At 64.8% G+C, this 26,513-nt stretch carries 27 protein-coding genes and 2 pseudogenes; 15 read left to right on the forward strand and 14 right to left on the reverse strand.

Annotated elements, in window-relative coordinates; genetic code table 11:
- Positions 1-150: 150 nt before the first annotated feature.
- Genes ALSL_RS02290 through ALSL_RS02305 form a run of 4 tightly spaced genes read right to left on the reverse strand, consistent with a single transcriptional unit; the run spans position 151 to position 3,887 of the window.
- Positions 151-423 (reverse strand): DUF2933 domain-containing protein, encoded by a 273-nt coding sequence (locus ALSL_RS02290; protein WP_003097518.1) that lies wholly within the window; start codon positions 421-423, stop codon positions 151-153.
- Between the two features lie 33 nt (positions 424-456).
- Entirely contained in the window at positions 457-942 is a 486-nt protein-coding gene (locus tag ALSL_RS02295) for a DUF411 domain-containing protein (protein ID WP_003090303.1), read from the reverse strand.
- Between the two features lie 37 nt (positions 943-979).
- Entirely contained in the window at positions 980-1,960 is a 981-nt protein-coding gene (locus ALSL_RS02300; RefSeq protein WP_005408883.1) for a copper resistance protein B, read from the reverse strand.
- Positions 1,961-1,985: 25 nt separating this feature from the next.
- Positions 1,986-3,887, reverse strand: coding sequence for a copper resistance system multicopper oxidase (locus ALSL_RS02305; protein WP_003097515.1), 1,902 nt, complete (start codon positions 3,885-3,887; stop codon positions 1,986-1,988).
- Positions 3,888-4,141: 254 nt separating this feature from the next.
- On the opposite strand from ALSL_RS02305, the gene ALSL_RS02310 reads away from it, so the two are divergent.
- The 12 genes from ALSL_RS02310 to ALSL_RS02370 all read left to right on the forward strand — a co-directional run bounded on the left by ALSL_RS02310 (position 4,142) and on the right by ALSL_RS02370 (position 13,528).
- Positions 4,142-4,834 (forward strand): heavy metal response regulator transcription factor, encoded by a 693-nt coding sequence (locus ALSL_RS02310; RefSeq protein ID WP_003097513.1) that lies wholly within the window; start codon positions 4,142-4,144, stop codon positions 4,832-4,834.
- Positions 4,815-6,242, forward strand: coding sequence for a Cu(+)/Ag(+) sensor histidine kinase (locus ALSL_RS02315; protein ID WP_003109693.1), 1,428 nt, complete (start codon positions 4,815-4,817; stop codon positions 6,240-6,242). Before ALSL_RS02310 ends, ALSL_RS02315 begins: the two co-directional genes overlap by 20 nt.
- A 947-nt stretch (positions 6,243-7,189) precedes the next feature.
- Entirely contained in the window at positions 7,190-7,519 is a 330-nt protein-coding gene (locus ALSL_RS02325; RefSeq protein ID WP_003116799.1) for an ArsR/SmtB family transcription factor, read from the forward strand.
- A gap of 13 nt (positions 7,520-7,532) precedes the next feature.
- Entirely contained in the window at positions 7,533-8,003 is a 471-nt protein-coding gene (locus tag ALSL_RS02330; protein ID WP_003107243.1) for an ArsI/CadI family heavy metal resistance metalloenzyme, read from the forward strand.
- A 12-nt stretch (positions 8,004-8,015) separates the two neighbouring features.
- Positions 8,016-8,513, forward strand: coding sequence for an arsenate reductase ArsC (locus ALSL_RS02335; RefSeq protein WP_003107241.1), 498 nt, complete (start codon positions 8,016-8,018; stop codon positions 8,511-8,513).
- A 58-nt stretch (positions 8,514-8,571) separates the two neighbouring features.
- Positions 8,572-9,609 carry an ACR3 family arsenite efflux transporter gene (arsB, locus tag ALSL_RS02340; RefSeq protein ID WP_003107238.1) on the forward strand — a complete coding sequence of 346 codons (1,038 nt, stop codon included), beginning with the start codon at positions 8,572-8,574 and terminating at the stop codon, positions 9,607-9,609.
- Between the two features lie 14 nt (positions 9,610-9,623).
- Entirely contained in the window at positions 9,624-10,046 is a 423-nt protein-coding gene (arsC, locus tag ALSL_RS02345) for an arsenate reductase (glutaredoxin) (RefSeq protein WP_003107236.1), read from the forward strand.
- A gap of 71 nt (positions 10,047-10,117) precedes the next feature.
- Positions 10,118-10,447: a PadR family transcriptional regulator gene (locus ALSL_RS02350; protein ID WP_015014846.1), complete on the forward strand. Its 330-nt coding sequence runs from the start codon at positions 10,118-10,120 to the stop codon at positions 10,445-10,447.
- Positions 10,444-11,565: a chromate efflux transporter gene (gene chrA / locus ALSL_RS02355; RefSeq protein ID WP_425479001.1), complete on the forward strand. Its 1,122-nt coding sequence runs from the start codon at positions 10,444-10,446 to the stop codon at positions 11,563-11,565. Before ALSL_RS02350 ends, chrA begins: the two co-directional genes overlap by 4 nt.
- A complete protein-coding gene (locus tag ALSL_RS02360; protein WP_126536004.1) occupies positions 11,495-12,715 on the forward strand; it encodes an ISL3 family transposase in 1,221 nt (406 codons plus the stop codon). The genes chrA and ALSL_RS02360 overlap by 71 nt, the downstream gene beginning before the upstream one ends.
- A gap of 13 nt (positions 12,716-12,728) precedes the next feature.
- Positions 12,729-12,992, forward strand: a complete 264-nt coding sequence (locus ALSL_RS02365) for a chromate transporter (protein WP_231700275.1) — start codon at positions 12,729-12,731, stop codon at positions 12,990-12,992.
- Positions 12,993-12,997: 5 nt separating this feature from the next.
- Complete coding sequence (locus tag ALSL_RS02370; RefSeq protein WP_003107230.1) at positions 12,998-13,528, forward strand: GNAT family N-acetyltransferase; 531 nt, start codon at positions 12,998-13,000, stop codon at positions 13,526-13,528.
- A gap of 207 nt (positions 13,529-13,735) precedes the next feature.
- Here the strand turns inward: ALSL_RS02370 and ALSL_RS02375 are convergent, their stop codons facing one another.
- The 4 genes and pseudogenes from ALSL_RS02375 to mobH all read right to left on the reverse strand — a co-directional run bounded on the left by ALSL_RS02375 (position 13,736) and on the right by mobH (position 19,327).
- Positions 13,736-15,460 carry a chromosome partitioning protein ParB gene (locus ALSL_RS02375; protein WP_425479009.1) on the reverse strand — a complete coding sequence of 575 codons (1,725 nt, stop codon included), beginning with the start codon at positions 15,458-15,460 and terminating at the stop codon, positions 13,736-13,738.
- A pseudogene (locus ALSL_RS02380) lies at positions 15,446-15,927 on the reverse strand (efflux RND transporter permease subunit); the annotation flags it as partial. The pseudogene ALSL_RS02380 and the gene ALSL_RS02375, both read right to left, overlap by 15 nt.
- 92 nt (positions 15,928-16,019) lie before the next feature.
- Positions 16,020-17,186 (reverse strand): annotated as a pseudogene (locus ALSL_RS02385) (efflux RND transporter periplasmic adaptor subunit).
- Between the two features lie 293 nt (positions 17,187-17,479).
- On the reverse strand, positions 17,480-19,327 hold the full coding sequence (gene mobH / locus ALSL_RS02390; RefSeq protein WP_003109768.1) for a MobH family relaxase: 1,848 nt from the start codon (positions 19,325-19,327) through the stop codon (positions 17,480-17,482).
- Positions 19,328-19,642: 315 nt separating this feature from the next.
- On the opposite strand from mobH, the gene ALSL_RS02400 reads away from it, so the two are divergent.
- The 3 genes from ALSL_RS02400 (at position 19,643) to ALSL_RS02410 (ending at position 21,364) form a co-directional block, all read left to right on the forward strand.
- Positions 19,643-20,269 (forward strand): hypothetical protein, encoded by a 627-nt coding sequence (locus tag ALSL_RS02400; protein WP_003109769.1) that lies wholly within the window; start codon positions 19,643-19,645, stop codon positions 20,267-20,269.
- A 12-nt stretch (positions 20,270-20,281) separates the two neighbouring features.
- Positions 20,282-20,914, forward strand: a complete 633-nt coding sequence (locus ALSL_RS02405) for an RES family NAD+ phosphorylase (RefSeq protein ID WP_003090219.1) — start codon at positions 20,282-20,284, stop codon at positions 20,912-20,914.
- An 84-nt stretch (positions 20,915-20,998) separates the two neighbouring features.
- Complete coding sequence (locus tag ALSL_RS02410) at positions 20,999-21,364, forward strand: DUF3742 family protein (protein WP_003090216.1); 366 nt, start codon at positions 20,999-21,001, stop codon at positions 21,362-21,364.
- Positions 21,365-21,375: 11 nt separating this feature from the next.
- Here the strand turns inward: ALSL_RS02410 and ALSL_RS02415 are convergent, their stop codons facing one another.
- The 6 genes from ALSL_RS02415 to ALSL_RS02440 form a co-directional block, all read right to left on the reverse strand.
- Positions 21,376-22,896, reverse strand: coding sequence for a conjugal transfer protein TraG N-terminal domain-containing protein (locus ALSL_RS02415; protein ID WP_003090214.1), 1,521 nt, complete (start codon positions 22,894-22,896; stop codon positions 21,376-21,378).
- Positions 22,897-22,909: 13 nt separating this feature from the next.
- Positions 22,910-23,269, reverse strand: coding sequence for a hypothetical protein (locus ALSL_RS02420; RefSeq protein WP_003090212.1), 360 nt, complete (start codon positions 23,267-23,269; stop codon positions 22,910-22,912).
- Positions 23,266-24,660 (reverse strand): integrating conjugative element protein, encoded by a 1,395-nt coding sequence (locus ALSL_RS02425; protein ID WP_003109770.1) that lies wholly within the window; start codon positions 24,658-24,660, stop codon positions 23,266-23,268. Before ALSL_RS02425 ends, ALSL_RS02420 begins: the two co-directional genes overlap by 4 nt.
- A 9-nt stretch (positions 24,661-24,669) precedes the next feature.
- Positions 24,670-25,620 (reverse strand): TIGR03756 family integrating conjugative element protein, encoded by a 951-nt coding sequence (locus ALSL_RS02430; RefSeq protein WP_003090208.1) that lies wholly within the window; start codon positions 25,618-25,620, stop codon positions 24,670-24,672.
- Positions 25,617-26,063, reverse strand: a complete 447-nt coding sequence (locus tag ALSL_RS02435; RefSeq protein ID WP_003109772.1) for a TIGR03757 family integrating conjugative element protein — start codon at positions 26,061-26,063, stop codon at positions 25,617-25,619. Before ALSL_RS02435 ends, ALSL_RS02430 begins: the two co-directional genes overlap by 4 nt.
- A 164-nt stretch (positions 26,064-26,227) precedes the next feature.
- Entirely contained in the window at positions 26,228-26,506 is a 279-nt protein-coding gene (locus ALSL_RS02440; protein WP_079384699.1) for a JAB domain-containing protein, read from the reverse strand.
- Positions 26,507-26,513: the final 7 nt, after the last annotated feature.

The raw sequence follows: 26,513 nt of genomic DNA on the forward strand, positions 1-26,513 counted from the left end.
CGTGCTCATGTCCTGAAGACTTGCTGGGTGAATTCATAGTGACAAGTGCCCTCCGCCGTTAACCTTTGGTGTCTGGTGATCGCAGCAGGCCGCAGGCGCGCAAGGAGACAAGCGCGGCGTCGCGTGCTCGCACGGTGCGAGTGCCTCGACTCATTGCTTCTGCTCCTTGGAGGCTGCGGCACCTTCCTTACCCTGACGCGCGGCATGATCGTGTCCGCCGTGGCCGTGACCACGGTGCATGAACAGGTGCATCAGCGGACAAGCCGCCAGCAGCAGGAAGGGGAGATAGCCGGCAACATGTGCCGTATGCTCCTTGAGCAGGAAATACGCGGCGACAGCGGCGATGATGAGGAACGCCACGCCGTAGCGCGATCGCCAGAACCGGGGGCGATCGCTGGGGGTCTGTGTGTGCTGATGCTGCATGGCATATCTCCACGGAGAAGGGTTGATGGATGGTCAGCGATGCGACTGATAGACCGTGCTGCTACCGTTTTTCCCAATCAGCAGCACGTCGTAGGCGTCCTTGCGTCCACCATAGGCCGGACCATCCATGCCGGGCGAACCGACCGGCATGCCGGGCGCCGCGAGGCCGATGGCCTGCGGGGCTTCGCGCAGCAAGCGTTGAATGTCCGAGGCAGGCACATGACCCTCGATGGCATAGCCGCCGATCTGCGCCGTGTGGCAAGAACCGTACTTCTGCGGGATGCCCAGCCGCGTGCGCGCTGCGGTGTTCCCGGTGTCGAGAACCTGCACATCGAAGCCTGCGCCTTGCAGGTGTGAGACCCAGTCCTTGCAGCATCCGCAGCTCGGGTCCTTCCAGACCTTGGCAATCGGTCGGCTCTGCGCCAGGCTCGGTCCTGCGAGTGCCATCACCAACAAGCCAGCGATCAATGCCTGGCGTCTCGGCACTTTGCCCTGGCTTCTGTCGTAGTGCATGTTCATGGATCGCCTCTCATCAGATGATCAAACCCGCTAGGTTCTAGAACCAGAATCGCACGCCAGCCACCCAGCGCGTCTGCTGCGCACGGCCGCCTTCGGCACGCACATAGTCCGCGGTGCGTCCGAAGCTGCCCGCCCGTTCCACGCCGATATAGGGGGCGAACTGGCGACTGAATTCATAGCGCAGGCGCAAGCCAGCAGACGCTTCGGCCAGGCCCTTGCCGATACCGCGTTCCGGGTCGTCCTTGCCATAAAACTGCAACTCGGCGCGAGGCTCCAGAATCAGTCGCTGGGTCAGCAGCAGCTCGTAGCTGCCTTCGACACGCAGCGCCGTACGTCCACCACTTCCCACGTAGCCCGTCGCCTCCAGCTCGAACCAGTAGGGGGCGAGGCCCTGGATGCCGAAAGCCAACCATTGACGGCTCGGGCCTTCCCCGTTATCCACCCGAACGCCGAGCTGGGTGTCCCAGTACGGTGCGACGGCGTGCCCCCAGAGAAGCTCGGTACGCGATTCTTCGAGCTTTCCTTTGGCGATATCGCCTTCGGCCTTCACGACGGCCTTGTTGTAGGTCGTCCCATACCACGCCTGGAGGTCGTAGGCCGTGGAGTCGTCTCCTTTGCGCGTGAAGCGGCGTTCCAGAGTTTCGCCGCGCAACGAAAAGAACCTGTGTTCGTCGGCCAGCATCAGCCGCGGCACACCGGGTACGGCGTAGTCGCCCGATCCCAATGTCAGGCCATTGGAGTAGCCATGCGGATCGCGGGCGTCAGGAGGCGCCGACCCGCCCTGCATCTGCATGTTGCCGTGATCCATGGCCGGGGCCGCGGTCGAGCCGCTCGCCGACGTCGCGTGACCCGCGTGCGGGTCGGCGGCAGGAGCCACGGTCTGAGTGGATGGCGCGGCCGTTTGAGCGTCGGCCTGGCCGTGCGCTGCATGGTCGTTCTGTGCTTGTGCCTGGGCGGCGACGCTTACCAGGGCCAGAAGCGTCGTGGCCAGTGCGCGAGTGGGGAGTGCTTTGGACATTCTTGGTCTTCCTTGTGCGCTGGGTTCAAGACACCACGACTTCGCGGAACATGCCGGCATCCATGTGGAACATCAGGTGGCAGTGCCACGCCCAGCGGCCGAGCGCGTCGGCTGTCACCAGGAAGCTGATGCGTTGTGCCGGCTGCACCGGCAGGGTGTGGCGGCGCGCAAGGAAGCGACCGTCGGGGCTTTCCAGCTCGCTCCACATGCCGTGCAGGTGCATGGGATGGGTCATCATGGTGTCGTTGTGCAGAATGACCCGCAGCCGCTCGCCGTGTTTGAAGTGCACCGGCGTGGACTTTCCGAACTCCAGCCCGTCCAGGGACCATGCGTAGCGTTCCATGTTGCCCGTGAGGTGCAGTTCGACCTCCCGGCCGGGGCCTCTCTTGTCCAGCGGCCCCGACGGGGTATGCAGATCCGCGAGGGTCAACACGCGCCGACCGTTGTTGCGCAGTCCGATGCCGGGGTCATCGAGGTTGGTGCGCGCCATGTCAACGCGCATGTCCGTGCTGGCACCATACTCGGTGCGAGCGTGGCGAGCAGTAGTGCTGGGCACGGCCAGTCCCCCCGCCGCCGCGGCGTGTTGGCTGTGATCCATCGCCATGCCACCGTGGTTCATGGCGCCGTGATTCATGCCTGCCATCGCCCCATGATCCATCCCGGACATCGAACCCGAGCCCATCCCGGTCATCCCGGTCATGCCCGTCATGCCCGTCATCCCGGTCATCTCCATGGCCTGGCCGGACCCGCCATGGTCCATGCCCCCCATCATGCCGCCCATCATGTCGTTCATGGTCAGCCATTCGACCGGATCGAGGGCAGGCACGGGAGCTTGAAGACCTTCACGCACGGCCAGCGTGGCACGCGCGTAGCCTGTCCGGTCCATCGCCTGGGCGAAGATCGTGTAAGCGTCATCCCGTGGCTGGACGATCACGTCGACGGTTTCGCCAGGACCGAATCGGAACTCATCGACGGTCACCGGCTCCACGTCAACACCATCGACGTGCACCACCGTGAGTTTCAGTCCTGGAATGCGTACGTCGTAGAAGGTGTTGCCCGCACCGTTGACCATGCGCAGCCGCACGCGCTCACCCGGTCGGAACAGCGCCGTCCAATTGCCGGCGGGGGTGACGCCGTTGGCCAGATAGGTCAGCGTGGCGGCAGACAGATCTGCGAGATCCGTCGGATTCATCCGCATCTCGTTCCACATCTTGCGCTTGTCGATCGCAGCGGCCGTGCCTTCGCGCGAGGCGTCCCGGAAGAAGTCGAAGACGGTAGGTTGGTTGTAGTTGTAATAGTCGCTTTGGGACTTGAGCTTGGTGAACACCCGCATCGGGTCTTCGTCGGTCCAATCCGAGAACAGCAGCACGTGGTCACGGTCGGCGTGGATGGTCTCGGCGCCAGCGGGGTCGATGATGATCGCCCCGTACATGCCCGTGAGTTCCTGGAAGCCGGAGTGCGAGTGGTACCAGTAGGAGCCGCTCTGCTGAACCTTGAAGCGGTACGTGAAGGTCTCGCCGGGAGCGATGCCATTGAAGCTGATGCCCGGCACGCCATCCATCTGATACGGCAGGATGATCCCGTGCCAGTGAATGGATGTGGCTTCACGCAGCTTGTTGGTTACACGGATTGTGACGGTGTCACCCTCGCGCCAACGCAATGTCGGTGCCGGCAGCGAGCCGTTGATGGTCGTAGCCACGCCTGGCTTGCCCGTGAAGTTCACGGGCGATTCGGCGATCACCAAGTCGAACTCGGTGCCCTTCAGCACAGGGGCGGCACCGCGCGTCGCGGAGCCTTGCTGGGCAAATGCCTTGAACGCCGGCGTGGACAGCCCAGCGAGAACGCCGCCGGCGGCTAACCCTTGGACGAAACGCCGACGAGAAAGGCCCTGTGTGGGCACGATAAAAAAGGGTGAACGAGGCGGCATGGCCTGAAATCCTCCATAGATGACTCGGAAGTCGTTCTAAACGCCACCCCATCCTGAGCGGCACAGTTCGACGCAATGCAGGTCATGCTATGGGTTGGGCACTTTCCATCGAATGACCCCTGAATTACATTCATGTAATGTTCGTGTCATGTTCGTGGAAGCTGGCAACCAGTAAATTGCTGATTGAAAGTGGATGAATGCGTACATCGTGAGCGGCTATTTTTCCGCGCCGTAGCGATTTCATGGGACATGCGATGAAACTGCTGGTCGTTGAAGACGAGAACAAGACGGCGGATTACGTCCGCCAAGGTCTCATGGAGGCGGGATTCGTCGTGGATCTGGCGCGCAACGGATTGGACGGACACCACCTGGCCATGGGCGAGACATACGATCTGGTGGTCTTGGATGTCATGCTGCCGGATGTCGATGGCTGGCGCATCGTGCGTGCCCTTCGAGATGCCGGTAAACAGGTCCCTGTGCTCTTTCTGACGGCGCGTGGCGGTGTAGACGACCGTGTCAAGGGATTGGAACTGGGAGCGGACGACTACCTCGTCAAGCCATTCGCGTTCTCTGAGTTGCTGGCGCGGGTGCGGACGCTGCTGCGACGCGGAAGCGCTCCGAGCCAGCCTGATCGCATCCAGGTTGCCGATTTGGTGCTGGACTTGGCGCGCCGGCGCGCAACGCGCGCTGGCCAACGCATCAATCTCACCAGCAAGGAGTTCGCGTTGCTTGAGCTCCTGGCCCGTCGCCAGGGGGAGGTCCTTCCACGGTCTCTGATCGCGTCGCAGGTATGGGACATGAATTTCGACAGCGACAGCAACGTCATCGATGTAGCCATCCGCCGTCTACGCGCGAAGATAGACGATGCGTTCAATCCGAAGCTCATCCACACCGTGCGTGGAATGGGATACACGCTCGATGCGCCCGATGATGCCCCTGCGCCATAAGCCGCGGCAAAGCCGTCCAGCGTCGCTTGCATTGAGGGTCACGGCCCTCGTTGGTATCGCCACGACCTTGGTGTTTCTTGTGTTCAATTGGGTCATTCTCCGGTCGTTGGAGCACCACTTTGCTCAACAGGATGCCCACGAACTGGAGGCAGTGACAACCGCTTTGGCTCAGCCCTTGCACCAGCTTGCAAGTGACATCGCAAGCGACGAACTGAAGCAACACTTGGCCAACGCAGTCGCAGGACATCATGGGATGACGTACGGCGTCTACGATGGGGCTGGCAATAGCATCTATGCCACGCCCGGTCCTGACCTGTCTAAACTTGCCAGTAGCAAAAAGTTGGTCAACCGCATCACCGCTGACGATTTGATCGTGTGGCAGGAGGATCAGAGGTCATATCGAGGTGTGGTGCTGCAACTGCCTGCTGACGATTCAGCGGCGCCCGGCTACCGCATCGTCGCTGCCATGGACATCGGCTTTCATCTCGACTTCCTGGCGGAGTTCAAGCGCATGCTCTGGTGGGCAACCGGCTTGGTCATGTGCCTGGCGCTCGGTGTGGCTTGGCTGGCGGTGCAGTGGGGCCACCTGCCGATTCGCAAGGTCAATGAAGAGATTCGGGCGATTCGCTCTTCAAAGCTGGATGTGAGGCTGGATCCTCGGGATGTGCCGATCGAACTGGCGGAACTGGTATTCGCCTTCAACGATATGTTGGCGAGAATCGAGGAAGGCTTCACCCGGCTATCACACTTTTCCGCAGACATCGCGCACGAGTTGCGCACGCCCGTCACCAACCTGGTCACGCAGACTCACGTGGCGCTTGGCCAGCCGCGCAGCAACGAGGAATACAGAGAAATCCTCTATTCAAATTTGGAAGAGTTTGATCGGATGGGACGCATGATTGGTGACATGCTGTTTCTTGCCCAAACGGAAAATGATCCCCGCAACTTGCGTCTGTCTACCATTGATCTGTCCGAATTGGTGCGGAGTCTGTTCGACTATTTCGAGGCGCTGGCAGAAGATAGCGGCATTACGCTTGGTGTTAAAGGGGCGATCGGCAGCATAGCGGCGGATCGGGAAATGCTCACCCGGGCGCTGAACAATCTTCTCTCGAATGCAATTCGACACACGCCTCGCGGCAAGAGCATCACGGTCTTGCTTTCGCAGGACGAGCAGTGGACAACGATCAGTGTGGTCAATCCCGGTGAGAGAATTCCTGAGCGCGATCTACCAAAGCTCTTCAACCGCTTCTACCGAGTTGATCCGGCACGGCAACGAAATACGGCGGGCGCCGGTCTTGGCCTTGCCATCGTGAAATCGATTGCGGAGGCACATGGTGGCTCCGTTGCCGTGACCTCCAGTGAGCTTGTCACCAGGTTTGACTTGGTATTGCCCCATCTGCGGCAGTAGTCCGAGGGCGCTGCGGTCCGTCCAGCCAACTGGCGTATCTCTTTGCCTGATTCTGGGATCTACCCGGCCGGCCACGTTGCTACGCGAGCGGGACATTTTTTCTCCGTGACTGCCACGTGCCCAGTCCTAGCGGCAGGCGCCGACATCATGCGCTTGTGTATCCCATCGCTACGTCCACACCGCGCGCGGGGGCCTTTGCTCGGTCGTGATCCGGTCACCGATCGTCGATAGCCTCAGCGGTCAGTGCCGAACGTCTGCCTGCTCGGCGCCTCGATCGCGCGCAGACCTGGCTGTGTGCGCTGAGCCCCTGAGGTGAGTTGGAAGTTGGTCTGCTGGTTCGTTGCGCGGGTATATGTACCCGTAGCTGGGTACAGAGAGTCTTATTGATCAAGATCAAGGTACTGCTATCAGGCGCCGGCTGCATATGAACGCAGCCAACCGCCAAAACTACCTATGCAGGTGTCCACTAAAACTTGACCACTGCACCCCGCCCGAAGGCTTCTCCGACTCGCCCGCTGACGCGGGCCAGGTCAACCCCACAACGACAGGCGAGAACGCCCCGCCATGCCTTGCAGCGCCGGTCTTGAGGCGTGGCGTGGAAGCTCCATAGCGATGCCGGGCGGGTTGTCCCTGAACCGCGTTGAGGACGGCACGCACCTGCACAACCTGCCGCAGCAAGCGCCAGCGTGTTCGCCAGCGTCCCGTCCATCGCGGCGGGGCGCTGGCCGGGCCGATCCGGCGCAGCCGGTTCGGCGGCATCGAGGGGCGCCAAGCATCGCGCGGCGGGGATAGCCCGCAGGGCTTTCCCCTGGAGGCAAGCGAAGCGCGCAGCGCCGCAGGCGCGAAGGCGTGAGCAACTGTCTTGAAAGTCAAGCCTCGCAAGCGCGCAGGCTCCATTCAATTGAAGCGTTTTGCCAATGATTCAATAAATGTTGTATTATCGAATCATGAACGAGACCCAAGCCATTTCCGCCCTCGGCGCCCTGGCCCATACCCAGCGGCTGCGCGTGTTCCGCGCCCTGGTGGTCGCTGGCCCCGAAGGGCTGACACCCAGCGTCCTCGCCGACCAGCTCGACGTGGCCCGCAACTCCCTGTCCTTCCACCTGAAAGAACTGGCCCATGCCGGCCTGGTCACCATCGAGCAGCAGGGCCGCAACCTGATCTACCGCGCCGACTTCACCCAGATGAATGGGCTGCTCGGCTATCTGACCGAGCACTGCTGCCAGGGCGGCGCGTGCGAGGTCACCGAATCCTCCTCTGCCTGTACTTCCTGCTGAAAGGATCACCCCCATGAAGCGCTTTCACGTCCACCTGCACGTCGATGACCTGAACCGCAGCATCGGCTTCTATTCCCAACTGTTCGCCGCGCAGCCCGCGCGCGTCGAAGGCGACTACGCCAAATGGATGCTCGAAGACCCGCCGGTCAACTTCGCCATCTCCACACGTGGCAACAAGCCGGGCATCGACCACCTGGGTATCCAGACCGACGATGCCGAGGAATTGGCGGTGCTGAAGGCCCGCGCCGAGGCGGCCGACATGACGCTGCTGGACGAGGGCACCACGACCTGCTGCTACGCGCGCAGCGAGAAGCACTGGATCACCGATCCGCAGGGCGTGGCCTGGGAGCACTTCCACACGCTGGGCAACATTCCGGTCTTTAACGAAGCGGCGCCTGCAGCGACTTCCGCCGCAGCGTGCTGTACCCCGGTGCGCGGCAAGCCGGTGGGCGTTGCGGTGAAGCCGGCTTCCTCCTGCTGCTGATGTGAGATACCCATGACCACCGACAAGACCTACAACGCCCTGTTCATCTGCACGGGTAACTCGGCCCGCTCCATCCTGGCCGAAGGCATCCTCAATGAATTGGGCCAGGGGCGCTTTCGCGCCTACTCGGCGGGCAGCCACCCCAAGGGCGAAGTCCACCCACTGGCGCTCGCCACGCTGGAGCGGCTGCACATGCCGACCGCCGGCTACCGCAGCAAGAACTGGGACGAGTTCGCGGCGCCCGGTGCGCCGGAGCTGGATTTCATCTTCACGGTCTGCGACAACGCCGCCGGCGAGGTCTGCCCCGTGTGGCCGGGGCGCCCGATGTCGGCGCATTGGGGTGTGCCTGATCCTGCAGCCGTTGAAGGCACCGACGAGCAGAAGCGCAAGGCGTTCACGGATGCGGCGCTGACGCTGCGCCGACGCATCGAATTGTTCCTGTCGCTGCCGATTCAGCGCCTGGATGCCATGTCGCTGCAGCACGAGCTGCGCAGCATTGGTACGAAGTGAGGTTGGCGCGATGAGTGTTGGAACCCAAACGGCCGGCCGCGTGCCGGCCGCCCCCACCATGAGCGTCTTCGAGCGCTACCTGAGCGTGTGGGTGCTGCTGTGCATCGTCGCCGGTATCGCGCTCGGCCAGTTCGCGCCGGGCGTGTTCCAGGCCATCGGCCGCACGGAAGTGGCTCAGGTCAACCTGCCCGTGGGCCTGCTGATCTGGGTGATGATCATTCCCATGCTGCTCAAGGTGGACTTCGGCGCTCTCGGCCAGGTCAAGCAGCACTGGCGCGGCATCGGCGTGACGCTGTTCATCAACTGGGCCGTCAAACCATTCTCGATGGCGTTGCTGGCGTGGATCTTCATCCGCCAGGTCTTCGCGCAGTGGCTCCCCGCCGACCAGCTCGACAGCTATGTCGCGGGCCTGATCTTGCTGGCCGCCGCACCTTGCACAGCCATGGTGTTCGTCTGGAGCCGGCTGACCGGGGGCGATCCTGTGTTCACGCTGTCGCAGGTCGCGCTGAACGACACCATCATGGTGTTCGCCTTCGCGCCCATCGTCGGCCTGCTGCTGGGCCTATCGTCCATCACGGTGCCGTGGGCCACGCTGCTGGTATCGGTCGGCCTGTACATCGTGATTCCCGTCATCCTGGCCCAGTTCTGGCGCCGCGCCCTGCTGAGCAAGGGCCAAGCCGCCTTCGACCGGGCGCTGGAGCGCATCGGGCCGCTGTCCATCGCGGCGCTGCTGCTCACGCTGGTGCTGCTGTTCGCCTTCCAGGGCGAGGCCATCATCCGCCAGCCACTGGTCATCGCCATGCTGGCCGTTCCGATCCTGATCCAGGTGTTCTTCAACTCCGGCCTGGCCTACTGGCTCAACCGCAAGGCGGGCGAGCAGCACAGCATCGCTTGTCCTTCGGCGCTGATCGGCGCCAGCAACTTCTTCGAGCTTGCCGTAGCCGCCGCCATCAGCCTGTTCGGCTTCCAGTCCGGCGCCGCGCTGGCCACCGTGGTCGGCGTGCTGATCGAGGTGCCAGTCATGCTACTGGTCGTTCGGATCGTCAACCAAAGCAAGGGCTGGTATGAGTGCGGCCCGAACCCTGCCCGCGGATAACCAAGACACGACTCATGAGCAACATCACCATTTACCACAACCCCACCTGCGGCACGTCGCGCAACGTGCTGGCTCTGATCCGCAACAGCGGCGAAGAGCCGAACGTTATCGAATACCTGAAGACACCGCCTGACCGCGAAACGCTGCAACGCCTGATCACGGACATGGGCGCGCCAATGCGCGCCGTGCTGCGTGAGAAGGGTACGCCCTATGCGGAATTGGGCCTCGATGACCCGAAGTGGGGTGACGAGCAGTTGATTGGCTTCATGCTCCAGCACCCCATCCTCATCAACCGGCCCATCGTGGTGACCCCGCTGGGCACGCGCCTGTGCCGGCCCTCAGAGGCCGTGCTGGACATCCTGCCGCAGCCGCAGCGCGGCGCGTTCCGCAAGGAAGACGGCGAAGCCGTGGTGGATGCGGAGGGTCGCAGGGTCTGAGACCTCCCGCACAAGCGGCAGGCAATCTGAAGTGAGGCTGGTATTATCGAATTTCGTTATCGATATTCGATATGAAAGAGAAACCTACTCCACGTGCCATGGAGCACCACGACCTGCTGTCGGGGCTGATCCGCCTGCATGTGCTGCACCACGCAGCCGAGCAGGAGATCTACGGGCAATGGATGATCGACGAGCTGGCCCACCACGGCTACCGCCTCTCCCCCGGAACGCTGTACCCGATGCTGCACAAGATGGAGCGCGACGGCTACCTCGTCTCCCGCCAGGAGCGTGAAGGGCGCACCGTGCGCAAGCTCTACACGATCACGCCCAAGGGCAAGGAAGGCTTGGCGCTGGCCAAGGACCGCATCCGGGAGTTCACCGGGGAGGCGATGCACAAATGACAGATTCCACCAACACCTTGCAGCATGAGGCCGCTGCCGCGCGCGGCTCACCCGTCGAAGTCTTCGGCGCCTTCCTCAAGCTGGGGCTGACCTCCTTCGGCGGGCCGATCGCGCATCTGGGCTATTTCCGCTCGGAGTTCGTCGAGCGTCGCCGCTGGCTGGATGACCGCAGCTACTCCGATCTGGTCGCCCTGTGCCAGTTCCTGCCGGGGCCGGCCAGCAGCCAGGTCGGTATGGCGCTGGGGTTGGGCCGCGCGGGCTGGCTGGGGCTGCTGGCGGCCTGGGCCGGATTCACCTTGCCATCGGCGATTGCGCTGATCCTGTTCGCCTTTGGCATCGCCGAGTACCAGGGGCTGGCCCAGTCCGGCTGGGTGCACGGGCTCAAGGTCGTCGCCGTGGCCATCGTGGCGCAAGCGGTCTGGGGGATGGCCAAGTCGTTGTGCCCGGACCGGCCGCGCGCCGCGCTGGCCATTCTGGCGGCGCTGCTGACCATGGTCCTGCCCTCGGCCGCGGGACAGCTTGCCGCCATCGCGGTGGCAGGGCTGCTGGGCTGGTGGACATTGAAGATCGCGCAACCCGGCGGCGGCCACGCCCACAGCTACCCCGTCTCGCGCAAGCTGGGCATCGTGGCGCTGCTGCTGTTTGCCGCACCGCTCGTCGGGCTGCCCCTGTGGGCGGCAGCCACGGACTCGTCCACCATAGCCCTGCTGGAAGGGGTGTACCGCTCCGGTGCACTGGTCTTCGGCGGTGGACACGTTGTGCTGCCGCTGCTGCAGGCCTCGGTGGTGCCCAGCGGCGTCGTGAGCAATGCCGACTTCCTGGCCGGCTACGGTGCGGCGCAGGCCGTGCCGGGGCCGCTGTTCACTTTCTCGGCCTACCTCGGCGCGGTCGCCCACGGACCGCTGCATGGCTGGATCGGCGGGCTGGCACTCCTGGGCACGATCTTCCTCCCCGCTTTTTTCAGGTTCTTCTCCCAACTGAGTGGAGAGAGGCGCACGGCCGACGGGTCAGACTTGCTGTTCTTGAGGCAACAAACTGGGGCCGGCCGTGGCCGAGCAGGATTGTATGTCCCGTCTGGGCGGCTGGACGGGATACCGAGTTGGCAAGTGGCGTTATGAGCTGCGCAGGCAGCAGCGCTGGCTGGTGATCGAGTTGGAGCCGACGCCGGGGGCGCAGCGGCAATGCACGGGCTGTGGGCAGGCGGTCGTGGCCATCCATGACTGGACGATGCGGCGCATTCGCGAGTTGCCCGTGTTCGGTGCGCCGGTGGAGCTGCACGTGCCGCGTCTTCGGCTGGCTTGCCAGGGCTGCGGGCCGCGGCTGGAACAGTTGGACTGGCTGGATCCGCATGCGCGGGTAACGCGGCGTCTGGCCGACAGCGTGGCCCGGCTGTGTGCAGTGACGTCGGTGCTGCACGCGGCGCGTTGGCATGGCATCGACTGGAAGACGGCCAAGGCCATCGACTGGCGGGCACTGGAGCGCGATCTGGGGCCGGTGGATCTGGAGGGCGTGCGCCGGATCGCCATGGACGAGTTCGCGATCCAGAAGGGCCATCGCTACGCCACTGTGGTGGTCGATGTGGAGCGCAAGCGGGTGCTGTGGGTGGGGCGCGGCCGTTCGCGAGTCGAGATCAGGCCGTTCTTCGAACAGCTCGGGCCGGCGCGTTGCGCCCTTATCGAGGCCGTGGCCATGGACATGAACACGGCCTACGACCTGGAAGTGCGCCAGCACTGCCCGAATGCCCGCGTGGTGTACGACCTGTTCCACGTGGTCGCCAAGTACGGACGCGAGGTGATTGGCCGGGTGCGGGTGGACGCGGCCAATCAGCTGCGTCACGACAAGCCGGCGCGCCGAGTGGTCAAGCGCGCCCACTGGCTGCTGCTGCGCAATCCTCGGCGCCTGAAGGAAGCCGAACACATCCGGCTGGACGAGGTACTGGCGGCCAACCGGCCGCTGATGACGGCCTACGTGATGAAAGAACAGCTCAAGGCGCTGTGGAACGCACCGACAGCCTGGGCGTGGCGGGCAGCCTGGAAACAATGGCTACGCCATGCCCAGGAAAGCGGCATCCCCGCCCTGACCCACTTCGCTCAATGCCTCAAACCTTACTGGCGCGGCATCCTCAGCCGGGTGCGCTGGCCCCTGCATACCGGGCTGCTCGAAGGCATCAACAACAAGATCAAGGTCATCAAGCGCATCGCCTACGGCTACCGCGATGACGCCTACTTCTTCCTCAAGATCCGGGCGGCCTTCCCCGGAGTTGGGTGAAGAACCTTTTTTCATGCTGGTCGGTGCACTGCCGTTCTGGGAAGGGCTGCGCCACCGCGCGGGCATCCAGACGGCCATGGCCGGCATCAACGCCGGCGTGGTCGGTATTCTGGTGTCCGCCCTCTATGACCCGGTATGGACGAGTGCCATCCACAGCAAGGCGGATTTTGGGCTGGCGCTGCTCTCGTTCGGACTGCTGACGGTGGGGCGCGTGCCGCCGGCGCTCGTGGTGCTGTTAGCCGGGCTGGTGGGCTGGGTCATGGCGATGGGCGTCTGAATCTCATGTGGCACACCCTGACCATCCAGCTCCGACACGAAACCGCCGACGACATTGCCGCCATCGAAGCGGTCACGACCGCCGCCTTCGCTGATGCACCACACACCAGCCACACCGAGCAATTCATCGTGCGCGCCTTGCGTGCCGCCAACGAACTGACGCTTTCCATCGTGGCCGAAGAACATGGGCGCGTCGTCGGTCACGTCGCGCTGTCGCCAGTAACGATCACCCATGAGCACAGGCGAAAGACCGAGGGCTGGTATGGGTTGGGGCCGATCTCCGTCCTGCCGCCAAGGCAGGGGCGAGGCATCGGTTCGCGCCTGATGGAACAGGCGCTGTCTGAACTGCGGGCTATGCAGGCCGCAGGCTGCGTGCTGCTGGGAGATCCAACGTACTACACGCGCTTTGGCTTCCAGGCCCATGCGGGCTTGCAACTGCCGGGCGTGCCGCCCGGCTATTTCATGGCGCTGGCCCTGCATGGGACAGTGCCGGAAGGCATCGCGCACTACAGCGATGCCTTCAACGCCGCCGCCTGAGCCAGCGCGAAGGCGGCGGCGTTTTAATTCGGCTATTGGCCTTGAACACCGGGCGCGGCCACTGTCGCACCCGGATTTCGCGTCCACCGCGCCCAGGGCGGAACGGCCTGGGCGCGGTGCTGATCGCGGTTATTCCTTCGTCTCGATGCGCCACCACACAAAGCGAAGCGCCCCGGTCGAGGCCGGGGCGCTTGCCTTCGGCGCGGGTCAAGCGGCCAGTGCCTCGGCGGGTTCATCCGCCATTGCCTCGGTATCCTCCGGGGCGTCCTGCTCCGGGCCTTCTTCCTGCGCGGCCTCCTGCGGGCCTTCGGCCTTGAAGATGGCGGGCATCCAGCCGGTGCCATCGGCCAGCCGCTCGGCCTCGCTGGCAATGTCGGCCTTCTTGAGCTTCGCCAGCCGGGTGACGAATTCCGGTGCAAACGCGCCCACGGCATCCAGAATCACGGCCTTGGAAACGTGCTTGAAGTAGCCTTCTGCGGTCGGCTTCCACCATGCGGCCATGTCGAGGCCCACGGCCTGCGCCAGTTCTGCGCCGGGCTGGTGCGGCGTGGCACGGGGCGTCACCACGTCCACCGTGGAAGCCACGCACACGGCCAGCAGCCGCACCAGTTCGTCTTGCGACTTCGCCAGCAGCGCGGCGAACAGTTCGGCGCTGTCCTCCGGCAAGGCTTCCCCGGCTACCTGTTGCAGTTCGCGCAGCGCCACAGCGGCGGGCGACTCCGGCCAGTCCGGGGCCATGCCTTCCAGCCGGTCTTGCACTTTCAGGCTCACGCCCAGCGGCAGGTCGTGGCCGTGGTAGCTGTCCTGCAAAACCTTCTGCACCATGCCATGCACCAGCGCGGCCAGCGCGACGTGCGGATGCCGGGCCACTTCGATTTGCAGCGCCGCCGTGCGGTGGGCGCTCAACCGCTGCGCCAGCTGGTCGGACAGGCTCGCGGCCTTGGGCGGGTCGTCGGCGTCCTCGTGCTCCTCGTTGGCGGCTTCGCCTTCGGTGCTGCCGAAGCCGCGCCGCAGCTTTTCCAGCGTGCGCAGCGCCTTGGCCTCGGCTTCGCGCAGCAGGCCGCGATGAATAACAGCCTCGCCGTTGCGGTCGATGGTGACGATGGCACCGGCCACCTCGCGCACTTCGGGGGCGTAGCCTTGCAAGGCATTCTCCGCGTCTTGCAGTTCTCCGACCACCTGATCGCGCCGCTGTTCCAGCTTCTCGGCCTTGGCCTCGTCCTCGGCGTCGCAGGCTTCTTCCAGTTCGGCGTCGATCTTTTCGAGGCGGGTTTCCAGCGAGGCGATGCGGCGGGCCTCGCGGGTGGTCGGCTCGCGGCGGTGGCGCGGGGCGTTCTGGAACGCCTGCCGTTCCTCGTAGGCCAGATGCGGCACGGCCTCCACCCATGCCCAGCCCTCGGCGCGCACGTCCTCGGCCAGCGTTGCCAGCTTGTCGCGCACGAGCGTTTCCAGCACTGCGGTATCGGTGAGGTAGGTTCCGGCATCGCCTTCCGCGAACAGGTCGCGGCGGATGCCGCCGCCTGCCTGCCGGTAGGCGTCCAGCCCGACGAAGCGCACCAGCGCGTGCGCGGCGTCGATTTCGCGCTCGGTCAGGCGCTCGCGCAGCTTGGACGGGCTGCGCTGCCATTCCGGCGCACCATAGAACGTGGCTTCCTGCGCGGCGTGGTCGTCGGCGAAGGGACACAGCAAGACCGCCCCCTCACGCCACCCACGCACGCCGGTTTTCGGCAAGCGGAGCGCGCAGGCACGGATCAGCGAGCCGGGCCGGAGGCGCCAGCGATGGAAGCCCGACAGGGGCGAGACTCGCGCAGCGAGGCTCAATGCGCAGCACGACAGCGCGACGGCGGCACGCCGGGACGCCCGACTGCTTGGGACAGGACTACTCGTTGTCGGTCTTGCGCGGCTCGATGTGCAACTGTCCTTGACGTGCAGCCGGGCGTAGTTGCGAAGGTACAGCGTGTCGTACTGCTTATCGGGCGATGTCAGGTGCACCACCATCAGGAAGGCGGGGGACTGCTTTTGGACGGTGATGCCCTGGCGCACCACATCGCGGGCAGCCGGGCCTGAGCCTGGGCGACGCGGTTTTGTACCCGCACCGTCGCGTCATCGGCGTTGATGCCAGAACGGAAGGTGACCGTGGTCACCAGCACGCCGTCGGAGCCGGCGACAGACTTGATGTACATCATGCCTTCGACGCCGTTGATCTGCTCCTCCAGGGGTGTCGCCACGGTCTCGGCAATCACCTTGGGGTTGGCGCCCGGATACACGGCGCGCACCACGACCTTGGGATATTCGCTGATCGGCAGCGCCGGGATCGCGAGCAGGCCCGAGACGAAGATGACGATCGACAGCACAGCCGCGAAGATCGGCCTGTCCATGAAGAACTTGGAGAGGTCCATGGGCTAATACCTTGAAAGGAGTCCAGGGGGAAGCGCGCCGCGCCGCTCGTTGTGTGATACGTCCGATCGGTGGCGCGCTCCGGCGTGGTGCTTCATTTGGTGGCGGACGCGGGCGCCGCAGCAGCCACCATGGGCACCGCCGTGGCCTGCACAGGCATGCCCGGCAAGAACACCTTCTGCGCGCCGTTGACGATCACGCGGTCGCCCGCCGCCAGCCCCCCTCGCACGATGCGCAGCCAATGGGAACTGCCACCCAGTTTCACATCACGTCGCTGCGCCAGTCCATCCTTGTCTACGATGTAGACGTAGTTACGGTCGTGGTCGGTCAGCACCGCCTTGTCGTCGATCAACACGGCCGAGAATTCGCCGCTGCCGACCAGTCGCACGCGGGTATAGAGGCCCGGCGTGAAAACGCGATCCTTGTTGTCCAGCACCGCGCGCACGGCGATCGTGCCGCTGCCCCGGTCCACCTGGTTGTCGAGGAAGTCCACCGTGCCGGTGTGAGAGAAGTCCGCCTTGTCCGCCAGGGCGATCTGGACCGGCAGCTGGCCGCCTCGCTCGCTGGGGCGCTCTCCCTTGCGCGCCATGCGCGAGTAGCGCAGGAACGCCTTCTCATCGGCCTCAAAGTAGGTATAGACCCTGTCCTGGAACACGATGGTGGTTAGCACACTGGCTGCATCGCTGGCGGCCACCAGGTTGCCTGCGGTAAAGCGGGCACGGCTGGCGCGCCCGTTGATGGGCGAGCGCACTTGGGTCCTCTCCAGGTTCAACTGCGCCGTCTCCACCGCAGCCTGCGCGGCCTGCACCTCAGCCTGCGCGGACTCGTCAGCGGCGCGGCGCTGCTCCCAGGCCTCGGTGGAGACAGCCTGCTGCTCGACCAGCACCTTGGCACGTTGCGCCTCGCTTCTGCTGCGGCCGGCTTCGCTGCGCGCCCGGGTCAATTGCGCCTGGGCCCGGGCCAGTTCCGCGCGGTAGCTTCGGGCATCGATCATGAAGAGCACATCGCCCTTCTTGACCTCGTCTCCTTCGCGATAGGCGACCCGCTCGACGTAGCCAGACACCCGTGGGCGCAGCTCGTATTCGTCCCATTACGTGATGGGCTTGATCTCGACCTGCGCGACGCTGACTTGCGGCGGCGGTGGATGGCCTCCGGCGCCAGCTCCGGCGTTCTCTTTACAACCTGCGAGCGCCATCGCGCTGAGGGAGATCAGTATCCAAAGCAGGCGCACGCCGCGAGGGTCGGAGCTGGAAGTCGTCATCTGAACAGGTTCCGTGGTCAGGTCGTAAAGCGAATGAAGCGAGCGCGATCGCGCTGCACGCTGTCCCCTGACGCTGCTTTCTTGGCAGCGCAAGACCATGAGCGACAGATGCGGCAGAGATCGAATCCCGTTGGTTGTCGGCTTCTCGTCTCGTCGCAGAACGCGCGCGCAAACCGACCTCGGCGGCATTACAAAGCCTCAAAACTTGAGGTCAAGCGATATCGACGTTCTGATTCGCGCCGTTGCGGATTGGTCCGCCGCGTCGCATTTTTGGACGGCTCTTGAGCCGCCGGTTACGCGAGAAGTGACAAGTAAGGATTGTTCGGTGGTGGCTCTGCGAACAGGAGCCGAACATCGTGCAATAGATAGCCATACAGGCGGCGGGACTTCCTGGGGCCTGTGACATCGCACGTCCAGATGTTCAGGCCCCTGGGCTTTTTGCGATGCAGTTGCAGGCGCTCGAAGCGCTTTTGTACCCATTGCCAATCCTGCTGGTTCTCCTGCTTGGCGAGAGTCCCGACCTGGGGGTGTTCTTGTGCGTAGCGTTGGAATACCCCGGGGCTGACCAGGTAGGCCGTGTCGCCCACCGTATGCACGAGCGCCTTCGCGTCGTTGATGACCAGCCGGCGGGTAGCGATACCTTGTTTCAGCCACGCCATGAAGTGCTCGCCCGATGGCTGCGCCGACGAGGACGTGGGCACCGGCGCTGATGACGGCACGGGCACCATCGAGGTTGGCGGTGGCGTTTGAGGGCCAGCGGCGGGTGCGTCGCCCGAGACGGCTTCCGCATCCTGTTGGGGAACAAGCAAATCGCCGATTCCTACCATCGCCAGCAGGTCCTCCATGACATCGGGTGCGGCTTGTGCGGCAGGCAAGTGAACCGGAGTCGCGGCGTCGACGCCCTCCCATGGAAGGGACTCTTGATCGTCGGTGGCTGGCTTTGCCGTCATTGCCGGCGAGGGCACCAAGGCATCGGCATTGTTGGGTGCCGGTGTCCCGTCGATTGCCACTGCCCCTGCGAAGGGCGCTGGCCGCTCTCCAGACTCCCAAATCAGCGCGGGAGCGAGACGCAGCAGGGTGAATGAGTGGGACCAGCCAGTCGTGCTGGTCACGGTCGCGCGCCAGACCGCCTTGCCGTCCGGCGTCGGTTGCAACATGCCGTGATCCTGCAGCACGTTGAAGACGGCGGTGTTGCTCGCGGGGATGCCGTCGACGCCTAGTGACAGCAGGTGCGCACGCAGCTTGTCCGAGACCGTCTTGCTTACCAGCCACAAGGCATCCTCGGTGATCCAGCCATCGGAGGCTTCCGGCTGGTTCAGCTTCAACTGTTCCTTGAGCAGGTAGCGCAGCCCGTCGAGCAACTTGCGCTGCAGCGCATGCTTGTGTGCAGCCATGGCGCGGGCCGGATCGCCGCCCAGTTCCTGGGCCACCGAAGCCCGGTCGGCCTGCACGACAAGTTCGCCCAGCACGCCGGCGCGCTCGTACTGGCCGGCCAGGACGTAGAGCAGCGGTCCCCACAGGTCGGGATAGCCACTGAGCCAGTCCAGGGCATCACGGTCGAGCAGTTGACGGTAGAGTAAACCTGTCGCGGCGCTGTGGAGCCGATATTCCCGATCGTCGCGGTAGCGGAAGCGGTATGGCTGGTGCAGCGGGCCGTGCCAGGGGTGCCACAGCGAGCCGTCGGACAGTTCGACGTGCAGATCGACGGCGATCTTGCCGATGTCGTGCAGCAGCGCGGCATAAGCGACTGCGGCAGTCCAGGCTTCAGACTGCGCCGCCTGGTCTTCGGGACTGCCGCCAATGGGCAGCAGATGGGACTGCCGCAGCTTGAGCGCATAGGCGACGATCTCCAACCCGTGATCCAGCATGCCGCCGGGGTAAGCGTGGTGATGGCTTTCCGATGCGGGGAATTGTTGGACCAACTCGGCGTAGTGCTCCAGCGGCGTGCGGTATAGGGTGGCGAACTGCCGCCGCGACAGCGACGTGCGCTGCCAGATGTGTTCCAGCAGCTTCTGCCGGCGCGGTGTTGCCAGCAGCGATGCGGCCGATTCGGGCCGCAGCAACCCTTTCGGGAGGTCGGTGGCGGGCGCTGGCGACGGGGCAGCGACCGGGGGCCGTTTTCGCTGGAACAGGGAGAGCATGCGGGTGTCCTCTGGGGGGCCGGCCGGGAGGCCTTTTCGCCTTTTCGAGGTAGGGCCTTTCCCCTTGCACCCCATTCCCTTGCCGTTTCGGCCCTTTGGCCTTTAACCGTTTCGGTATAGCCGGGCCTGGGTTGCGTCTCCAGCGTCAATGTGGAACCCGCACGAATGGATTGGACGGAGACCTGGCGCTGGCCCCTGCCTATGCTGCGGGGACGCTACCCCCGGCAGGTAGGCTCTCGCTCAGGCGACTAAGTTGACAAATGCGACAAGGGCGACTAGAGTGAATCCTGTCTCAAACCTGCTTGGGAGATGACCATGCCCACCGCCATTGAATTCATTGCCGATCGTCTGCCGCGCGTCACCGTGGAGGACGTGCGCCGTTTCGCGGATACCGTTGAAATCCGGGATGCGCCGGCTTTCGCGGCCGAGTTGCAGGCGTTCATTCACGAGCGCGTGGAGGCGGTAAAACTGCCAGCCAACCTCGAAGGCGAAACGGTGGAGCAGGCCCTGGCGCGCAAGGCGGCCGCGCTGCGCACCGAAACGCGCTGGACCCCGACTGAAACCGACGTCCAGCGAGGCCGCGCCGTGTTGCTGGAATCCTTCAACCAGCCGCACAACCTGCCGATCCCCGAGTACGCCAAGCTGGCGGACAAGTCGCGCCAGCAGATCTACAAGGACATCCTCGCGCGCCGGCTGCTGGCGCTGAATGTGGGGCCGCGCGGCCAGAAGCTGCCCGACTGGCAGCTCGACCCGGTGAAGCAGCAGTTGACCCAAACCGTGCTTCAAGAGGTCGAGGGCATCGACCACTGGACGATCTACCGCGCACTATCCGAACCGCTCGAAGGCTTGGGCGGACGCTCGCCGGTGGATGCGGTGACGCATGGCACAATCGATGACGTGGCCGAAGCGGTGTTCAACGTGCTGGGCGTCCAGGTGCATTGAGGCAAGACCGCCATGAGCCGCGAACTGCCCTTGTTCTTGATCGATGCGGGTGAACTGCTCCAGCATGTGAGCCGCGTCGTCTATCGGGGCAGCCCGCTGTACTATGGCCGCAGCGGCACCAATCGCTACGACGACCCGGCGCGGACCTACGGCGTGCTCTACCTGGGCCGCGACCTGTCCACGGCGCTGATGGAGTCGGTGTTTCACAAGCACCAGTGGCTGGCGGACGAGAAGCGCTCGATTGCGCTGAAGGAAGTCGAGAGCCGGCTCGTGCGGGCCGTGGGGGTCCTGGACGACGTGCGCTTGGCCGATCTCACGGCCGAGGGTGTCATGGCGGGTTACTTCGGCCTGAACCTGGAACAGTTGGCCAGCCGCGACTACACGCACACGCAGCAGGTGTCCGCCCAGGTGCATGCGATGCTCGGCGATGATGGCCAGCCGCTGTTCGACGGGGTGCTCTATCCGTCGCGCAACAACTATCCCGCCAAGAGCATCGCCCTGTTCGAGCGTGCGGCAGCAAGAGTCGGCGTTGTCGATGACATCGACCTGGTGGACCATGTGGACTGGCCGCGCTTCGTTGCCACGTATCGCGTCGGCGTGGAGCCTGATCCCGGGCCGGTGGAACCGGATGACGAAGCGTCCTGAAGCGGCAAGAGAGCACATTGAAGCCCCAAACAGAATGAAATGGACCAAACTGGAATAGGCATCCCTCTGTAGCAGGAGACGACCATGAACACCACGACCCGCATCAGCACCGCAGAACGCCTCGGCCGCACCTTTGGCCGCGGATGGCGCGCCTACGCGCGCGGCGAACGTCGGGCGTCGAACTGGTTGGTGTCCAAGGGGGTGCCGGCGGCCGTTGCCACCGCGCTCGTGTGGGTGGTCAAGCTGTCTGTGGTGGGATTGCTGCTCTACGTTGCTTTTTGGTTCGCACTCGTGTTGTTGGGCGTCGTGGCGGCGGCGTGGGCTGCTGCTGCCAATACCTCTGACGAGGACGAGTGGCCTTTCACCGATCTCACAGAACTGCGCAAGACACCGGGCTACGATCCCAATCTGTACAACGATACGTCGCACGAGTTGTACACCGACGACTGACGGACTCCGGGCTACTTCAGCTTGCCTCCCGTGAGTGCCCCAGCCCCCTTGCCCCCGGCTTGGCCGGCGCTCTTGCTGCCGTCCGACAACCCCTGAATGGCATGTCCCGCCCGAATTCCAACCCAGGTCAGGCTTGCCAGCCAGAATCCTGGCAGCACCAGGAACATCGTGCCCGCGACGAACATCAAGAGCATGTCGCCGAACGCATTGTTCAGCCCCACCAGCGGGTCGAAGTTCGTGTGTGGCCGGTTCCAGCCAAAGCCCCAGCCATAGAGCGCATCGAGGATAGTGCTGTCGATCCAGCGAGCGAGCTGGAACCAGAAATCCACGAAGAACAGCGCGAATTGCACGACGCTGACCGTGACGACCGTCTTCAGGTCATAGGTGCCCACGACCAGCACGAGCGGGATGCAGATGACCAGCGCCATCTTGAGCAAGGCGAGGACCATGGGTAGAGACTGTCTCACGACGTCCATGGCGGGAAACGCGGCAATCGCGCCGACGGCCATCCCAACGTCTCCCGTGGCCCGTGTCACGATGTTCGGCAAGGTCTTGTCGATCTGGCCTCCGTAGTCCGTATAGACGCTGCCCTGGTTCAACTTCTGCTGCCGCGGTGACGCGATGGCTCGGATCACCGAGTCGTCCACCTCGGCCCGGCTCAGGAACCCGGCCCAGCCCGCCAGGCGACTCAACAGGCTCGGGTCCACCTGACCCAGCAGGCGTGCCCGCAGGCCGTTACTTCCATCGCTCCACCACTGGCGGCAGGTCGGGTAGCCGCCACCGCTGGCCACCTGCGCAAGCCCTGCGTCGCGGGTGCTGTCATAGGGCCAGTCCTCGCGTGGGGTGCTGGAACGGTATGTGTCGTAGTAGCCGTTCGTGTCGGTGAAGAACCGCGATCCGATCCAGGTCACGTCGTGCATCTGCTGCTCATCGAGCTGAGGGCGCTGCATGAACAATTTGGCCCGTGCAGGCCCATAGCAATCCCGCGAGAAATCCGCTACTTCCTGAGCCAGCACCGGGTCATCGATGCGCGTAGCGTCGATCTCCATGCGCATCTGCCGCAGGTCCGTGCCGCACGGGATCGCTGCCACCGAAGCGCCCGTGACGGCGCGCGAGAGCGCGTGCATGAACGCCCACCACACCGGCACCTTCGCCGACTGGTTGTTGATGGTGCTGAAGGACTGCGACCAGCCGGTATCCCCGGGCTGCGCCACGCTGACCTGGCACTGGGCCGAGCGCGAGCTGTCGTACTGGATGGTGTTCAGGTCCACGTCGATGAACGGAATGCCGGCGAACATCACCACCACGATGGCGACGAAGACCCGGTTCTCGATGCGGGCGGCGCTCAGCACGCCTTTGTTGCCCTCGTCGGCGCCTTCCGCACGGGCCTTCAACCACTCCTGCACGATGATGGCGACGAAAGGCAGCGCGAATACCCCGCTGGATACGAGGACCGCCCAGATGCCGTTGTTGACGATCCAGGACACGAGGGTTAGGTAGTACTCCAGGTAGTCGGTCGTGAAAAGCGTCATGGCCTCGATCCCCTCAAGCGGCCTGCATCAACAGGCTGGCTTCCAGCGCCACGATGGCAACAATGCCGGCGACCTCAGCGCGAATCAGCCGGCGTCGGGCCAGCGTGCTGTCCTCGCGCGCCAGCAGCCGCCGCCGCATCCAGACCCAGCCGCAGGCCGTCGCCCCGTACAGGAACAACCGCCACACGAAGAAGTAGCCCGATGCGGCCGCGAGCCACCGCTCCCAGCCGGCCACGCTGCCAACGAGATAGATGCCGGCGATGTTGGCGCCCACCGCAGCGGCGACGATCACGGCCGCCCACAGCAGTGCTTTCGCCGCACGCCGGCTGATGAGCCAGCGCAAGGGGCGCCAGGCCATGCGCTCCGCGCTCATGGCCGGCCTCCCGGATTGCCCTTCTGCAACTGGTCGAGGCGGTCGGGCACCGGATCGCCCTCATAGATGCCGCGCGAGCCTGCCGCGCGCGTGCCATGGCGCTGGATGATGGCCATCGGCGAGTTGTTCGCCAGCTCGCGCCGCAGTTCAAGTTCGGTCTTGAGGTTGCGGATCTCCCGGTCGAGCGTGTCGCTCTCGTGGTTCACGGCCTCGACTGCCAACTCGTTGGCTGCCACGTTGGGCTCTTTCTTGCCGGTGAGCAGCGTGCGCTGGAGCAGCAGTGCCTTCTCCAGCACCGACGAAAGCGCCACCTCGGACGCGAGGCGCCGCGCCAGCAGGTCCTGGTCCGGCTCGTCGCGCAGCGCCTCGATGACGCCGCGCGTGATCGGCAGCGACGTGCTGCCGGCCTCGCGCAAGTTCTCGAAGGTGGTGTTGCGCACGCCGGAAACCAGTTCCTGCAAGACTTCCAGCTTGGCTTCGTACTCCTCCTGGATCAGCGGCGTCAGCCCGACGCCGGGCACCGTCTCGGTCTTGGTGCAGGAATCGCACGTGCGCTGCACCTGTTCCCCGAGGACCCGGGTGGCCCATTCGGTCGCCTGCTGCGGCGACGTCCAGGTCTGGCAGGACAGGCTCGCGCAACTGGTGGACGCGATGGAGGATGTGTCCGTCACGCCGCGCCCGTTGACCAGGTTGTAGCCCGCGCGGGTGACGTCGCCGACCACGCGGATGGCGGACTGGCCTGCGCCACCGGCATTGCTGCCGCCCACCCAGGGAAGGCCGTCGTTGCCGCGGCGCGTCTCGGCCTGCTCGACGGCCGACACGGCATCGTTGCTGCCAACCGCGTCACGCAAGGCCATGCCTTCGGCCATCTGGCTCCAGCCAAGCTGGCCACCCGCAGTCTCGGCCATCTTCTCCGCCATGGCGCGGCACGTCAGCTTGGAGCGGTCGAAGTCCAGCCGCGCCTGCAGCACGCCGTTGGTCAGCAGGTTGTACAGGCCCGGATCGGCGCGCTGAATGATCAGCGCCGGCAGCGATGCAACCGCGCTGGTCGCGCTCTGGATCACGTTGCTCATGATCTGCTGAAAGCCGTTCGTGATGCCGTTGAGCTGATTGCGCAGCGTGGTCTGGATGCTCATGTCGCCGCAGATCAGGTTGCTGTTCCACCCCACGCCGACCCCGATGGAGCGCATGCCGGCCGCGCGGCCCATGGACACCGCACTGCCACCGCCGATCGAGTACATGACGTCATCGCCGAGGACGGGGCCGCTGTTCTGGTATCCGACCTGCGCCCACGCCAGGCCGCAGACCAGAGCGAGCGGGCCGGCCAGCGCCTTCGGGCGCAGCAGGCGGCACGCCTTGGCGGAAAGGTTCATCGATTCAGGACGCTTCATCGTGGCACCTCAGAGGAAATCGACGCTGCCCAGGAACACCTGCCCGCGGCGTTCGCAGCACGCATAGGGACGCCACAGCGCCCAGGCGTAGTCGCCTTGTTGGGCCTGGGTCAGCGTGCCGCTGTGCGGGAACACCACGCAGGTGTTGGACAGGCGCGGCGTCAGCTCCTGCCACTTGCCCGTAGAGGCATCACCCTCCATCAGCGCGCCGGCCGGCCAGTAGCCGTCGCGGGCGTTGGCAAGCAGCGGCTGGTACACGTGGATCTGCCCGCGGCGCGTGACGACATCACCGGCGCGCTGGGCCACGACGGCCCCGGATTTGTAGTCATCGGTCTGATGCAGGAAGCCGCCGCGCGGATAGACATTGCCCCAGAGGTTCATCGTGGTGCGCGCACCGACCTCGCGCATGCCCGGAATCAACGCCTCCGGGTAGGCCATTTCAGGCACGTTGTAGCGCCAAGCCAGCGTGTCCAGGGTGCTGAGTAGATACGGCATGAAGGCCGTGCCCGCGCCTTGGCAGAAATAGCCCGACGACGATGCGAACTGGTTGAATACCTCGCCGCCAGGATGGCCGATGACATCGCTGTTCTTGAATTTGGCGAGGTTGTTTTCGTGGTCTTCGTTCGTGGTCCCATCCCCACCTGCCTGTGCGGATGGGTTGGGCGTGCTCATCGCCTGCACCTCGACCCAGGGGTTCTCTCCGGTGTTGCTGTAGCTGGAGACGACCGCATCGGGCACGTAGTGCCGGACCTTGGTGGATGTGCGCACCGTGCAGCCCGTCCAGGTGCAGTAGAGCCAGTAGCAGATGCCCACCACCCGGTACTCCAGGCAGTCCGGCGACATGACGGAGGACACGATGGTGGCGGTGTTCAAGGCGTAGCTGCCCGTGGCGCTGATCAGCAGCAGCGAGGCCACGGCGACGCGCAGGCGGCGCAGCAGGTCGAATGGGCGATGGGTCACGGCTGCGTCCTCCGGTGTTGCTCGATGCGCGCGACGGCCCGGGCCACGTCCGGCTCGCCATAGACCACAAAGCGTTGATCCACCACGACGGCCGGGATGGTCGTGACACCCAAACTCCATGCGTCGGTGACGCCCTGGTAGGCGGTGCCGATGCGGCGCTGAAGATCGGTGCCGCCTTGCTTCAGGCGTTGCCGGACGATGGCTGCTGCCCGCTCAGGGTCGGCTGGAAGATTCGCGGAAAGCTCGGCCTCGATCCGGGGCGTTTCGCCCAACTCGATCAGTCGCTCGCCGCCCATGGTCTTGACCGGGTGGCGGCTGTCGGTGACGACCACCACGTCGGCGGCGAAGGTGGCCGGGCTGAACACCGCCAGAGACGTCGGCAGCGCCACGGCCAGGCCAAGGGTTCGCCAGCCTGGTGCGAACCGGGTAAAAGCTGCTGGCATGTCATGTGCCCCGGAAGTTGATCAGGGCCATAGTCAAACGCCGAACCCCAGGCGGCCCCAACAAACAATGCGCATCGCGGCCACCCCGCATACCTGCTTGCGTCGCCGCAAAGAAAAAAGCGGAGGCCGAAGCCTCCGCGCTGATCAACGAAGCAGTGCAACCCTTACAGCAGGCCGGACTCCGCAAAGGAGAACGGGGCACCCTGGCCGACGATGATGTGGTCCAGTACCCGCACATCGATGAGCGCCAGCGCGGCCTGCAGTTGCTGGGTCAGCATGCGATCCGCGCTCGACGGCTCGGAAATGCCCGAGGGGTGCTGGTGCGCGAAGACCACCGCGGCGGCCTTCAACTCCAGCACACGCTGCACGACGACACGCGGATAGACCGAAGTCGAGTTGATCGTGCCCCTGAACAACGGCTCGTAGGCCAGCACCTGGTGCATGCTGTCC

The organism is Aerosticca soli (genome assembly GCF_003967035.1).
Lineage (GTDB): Bacteria > Pseudomonadota > Gammaproteobacteria > Xanthomonadales > Rhodanobacteraceae > Aerosticca > Aerosticca soli.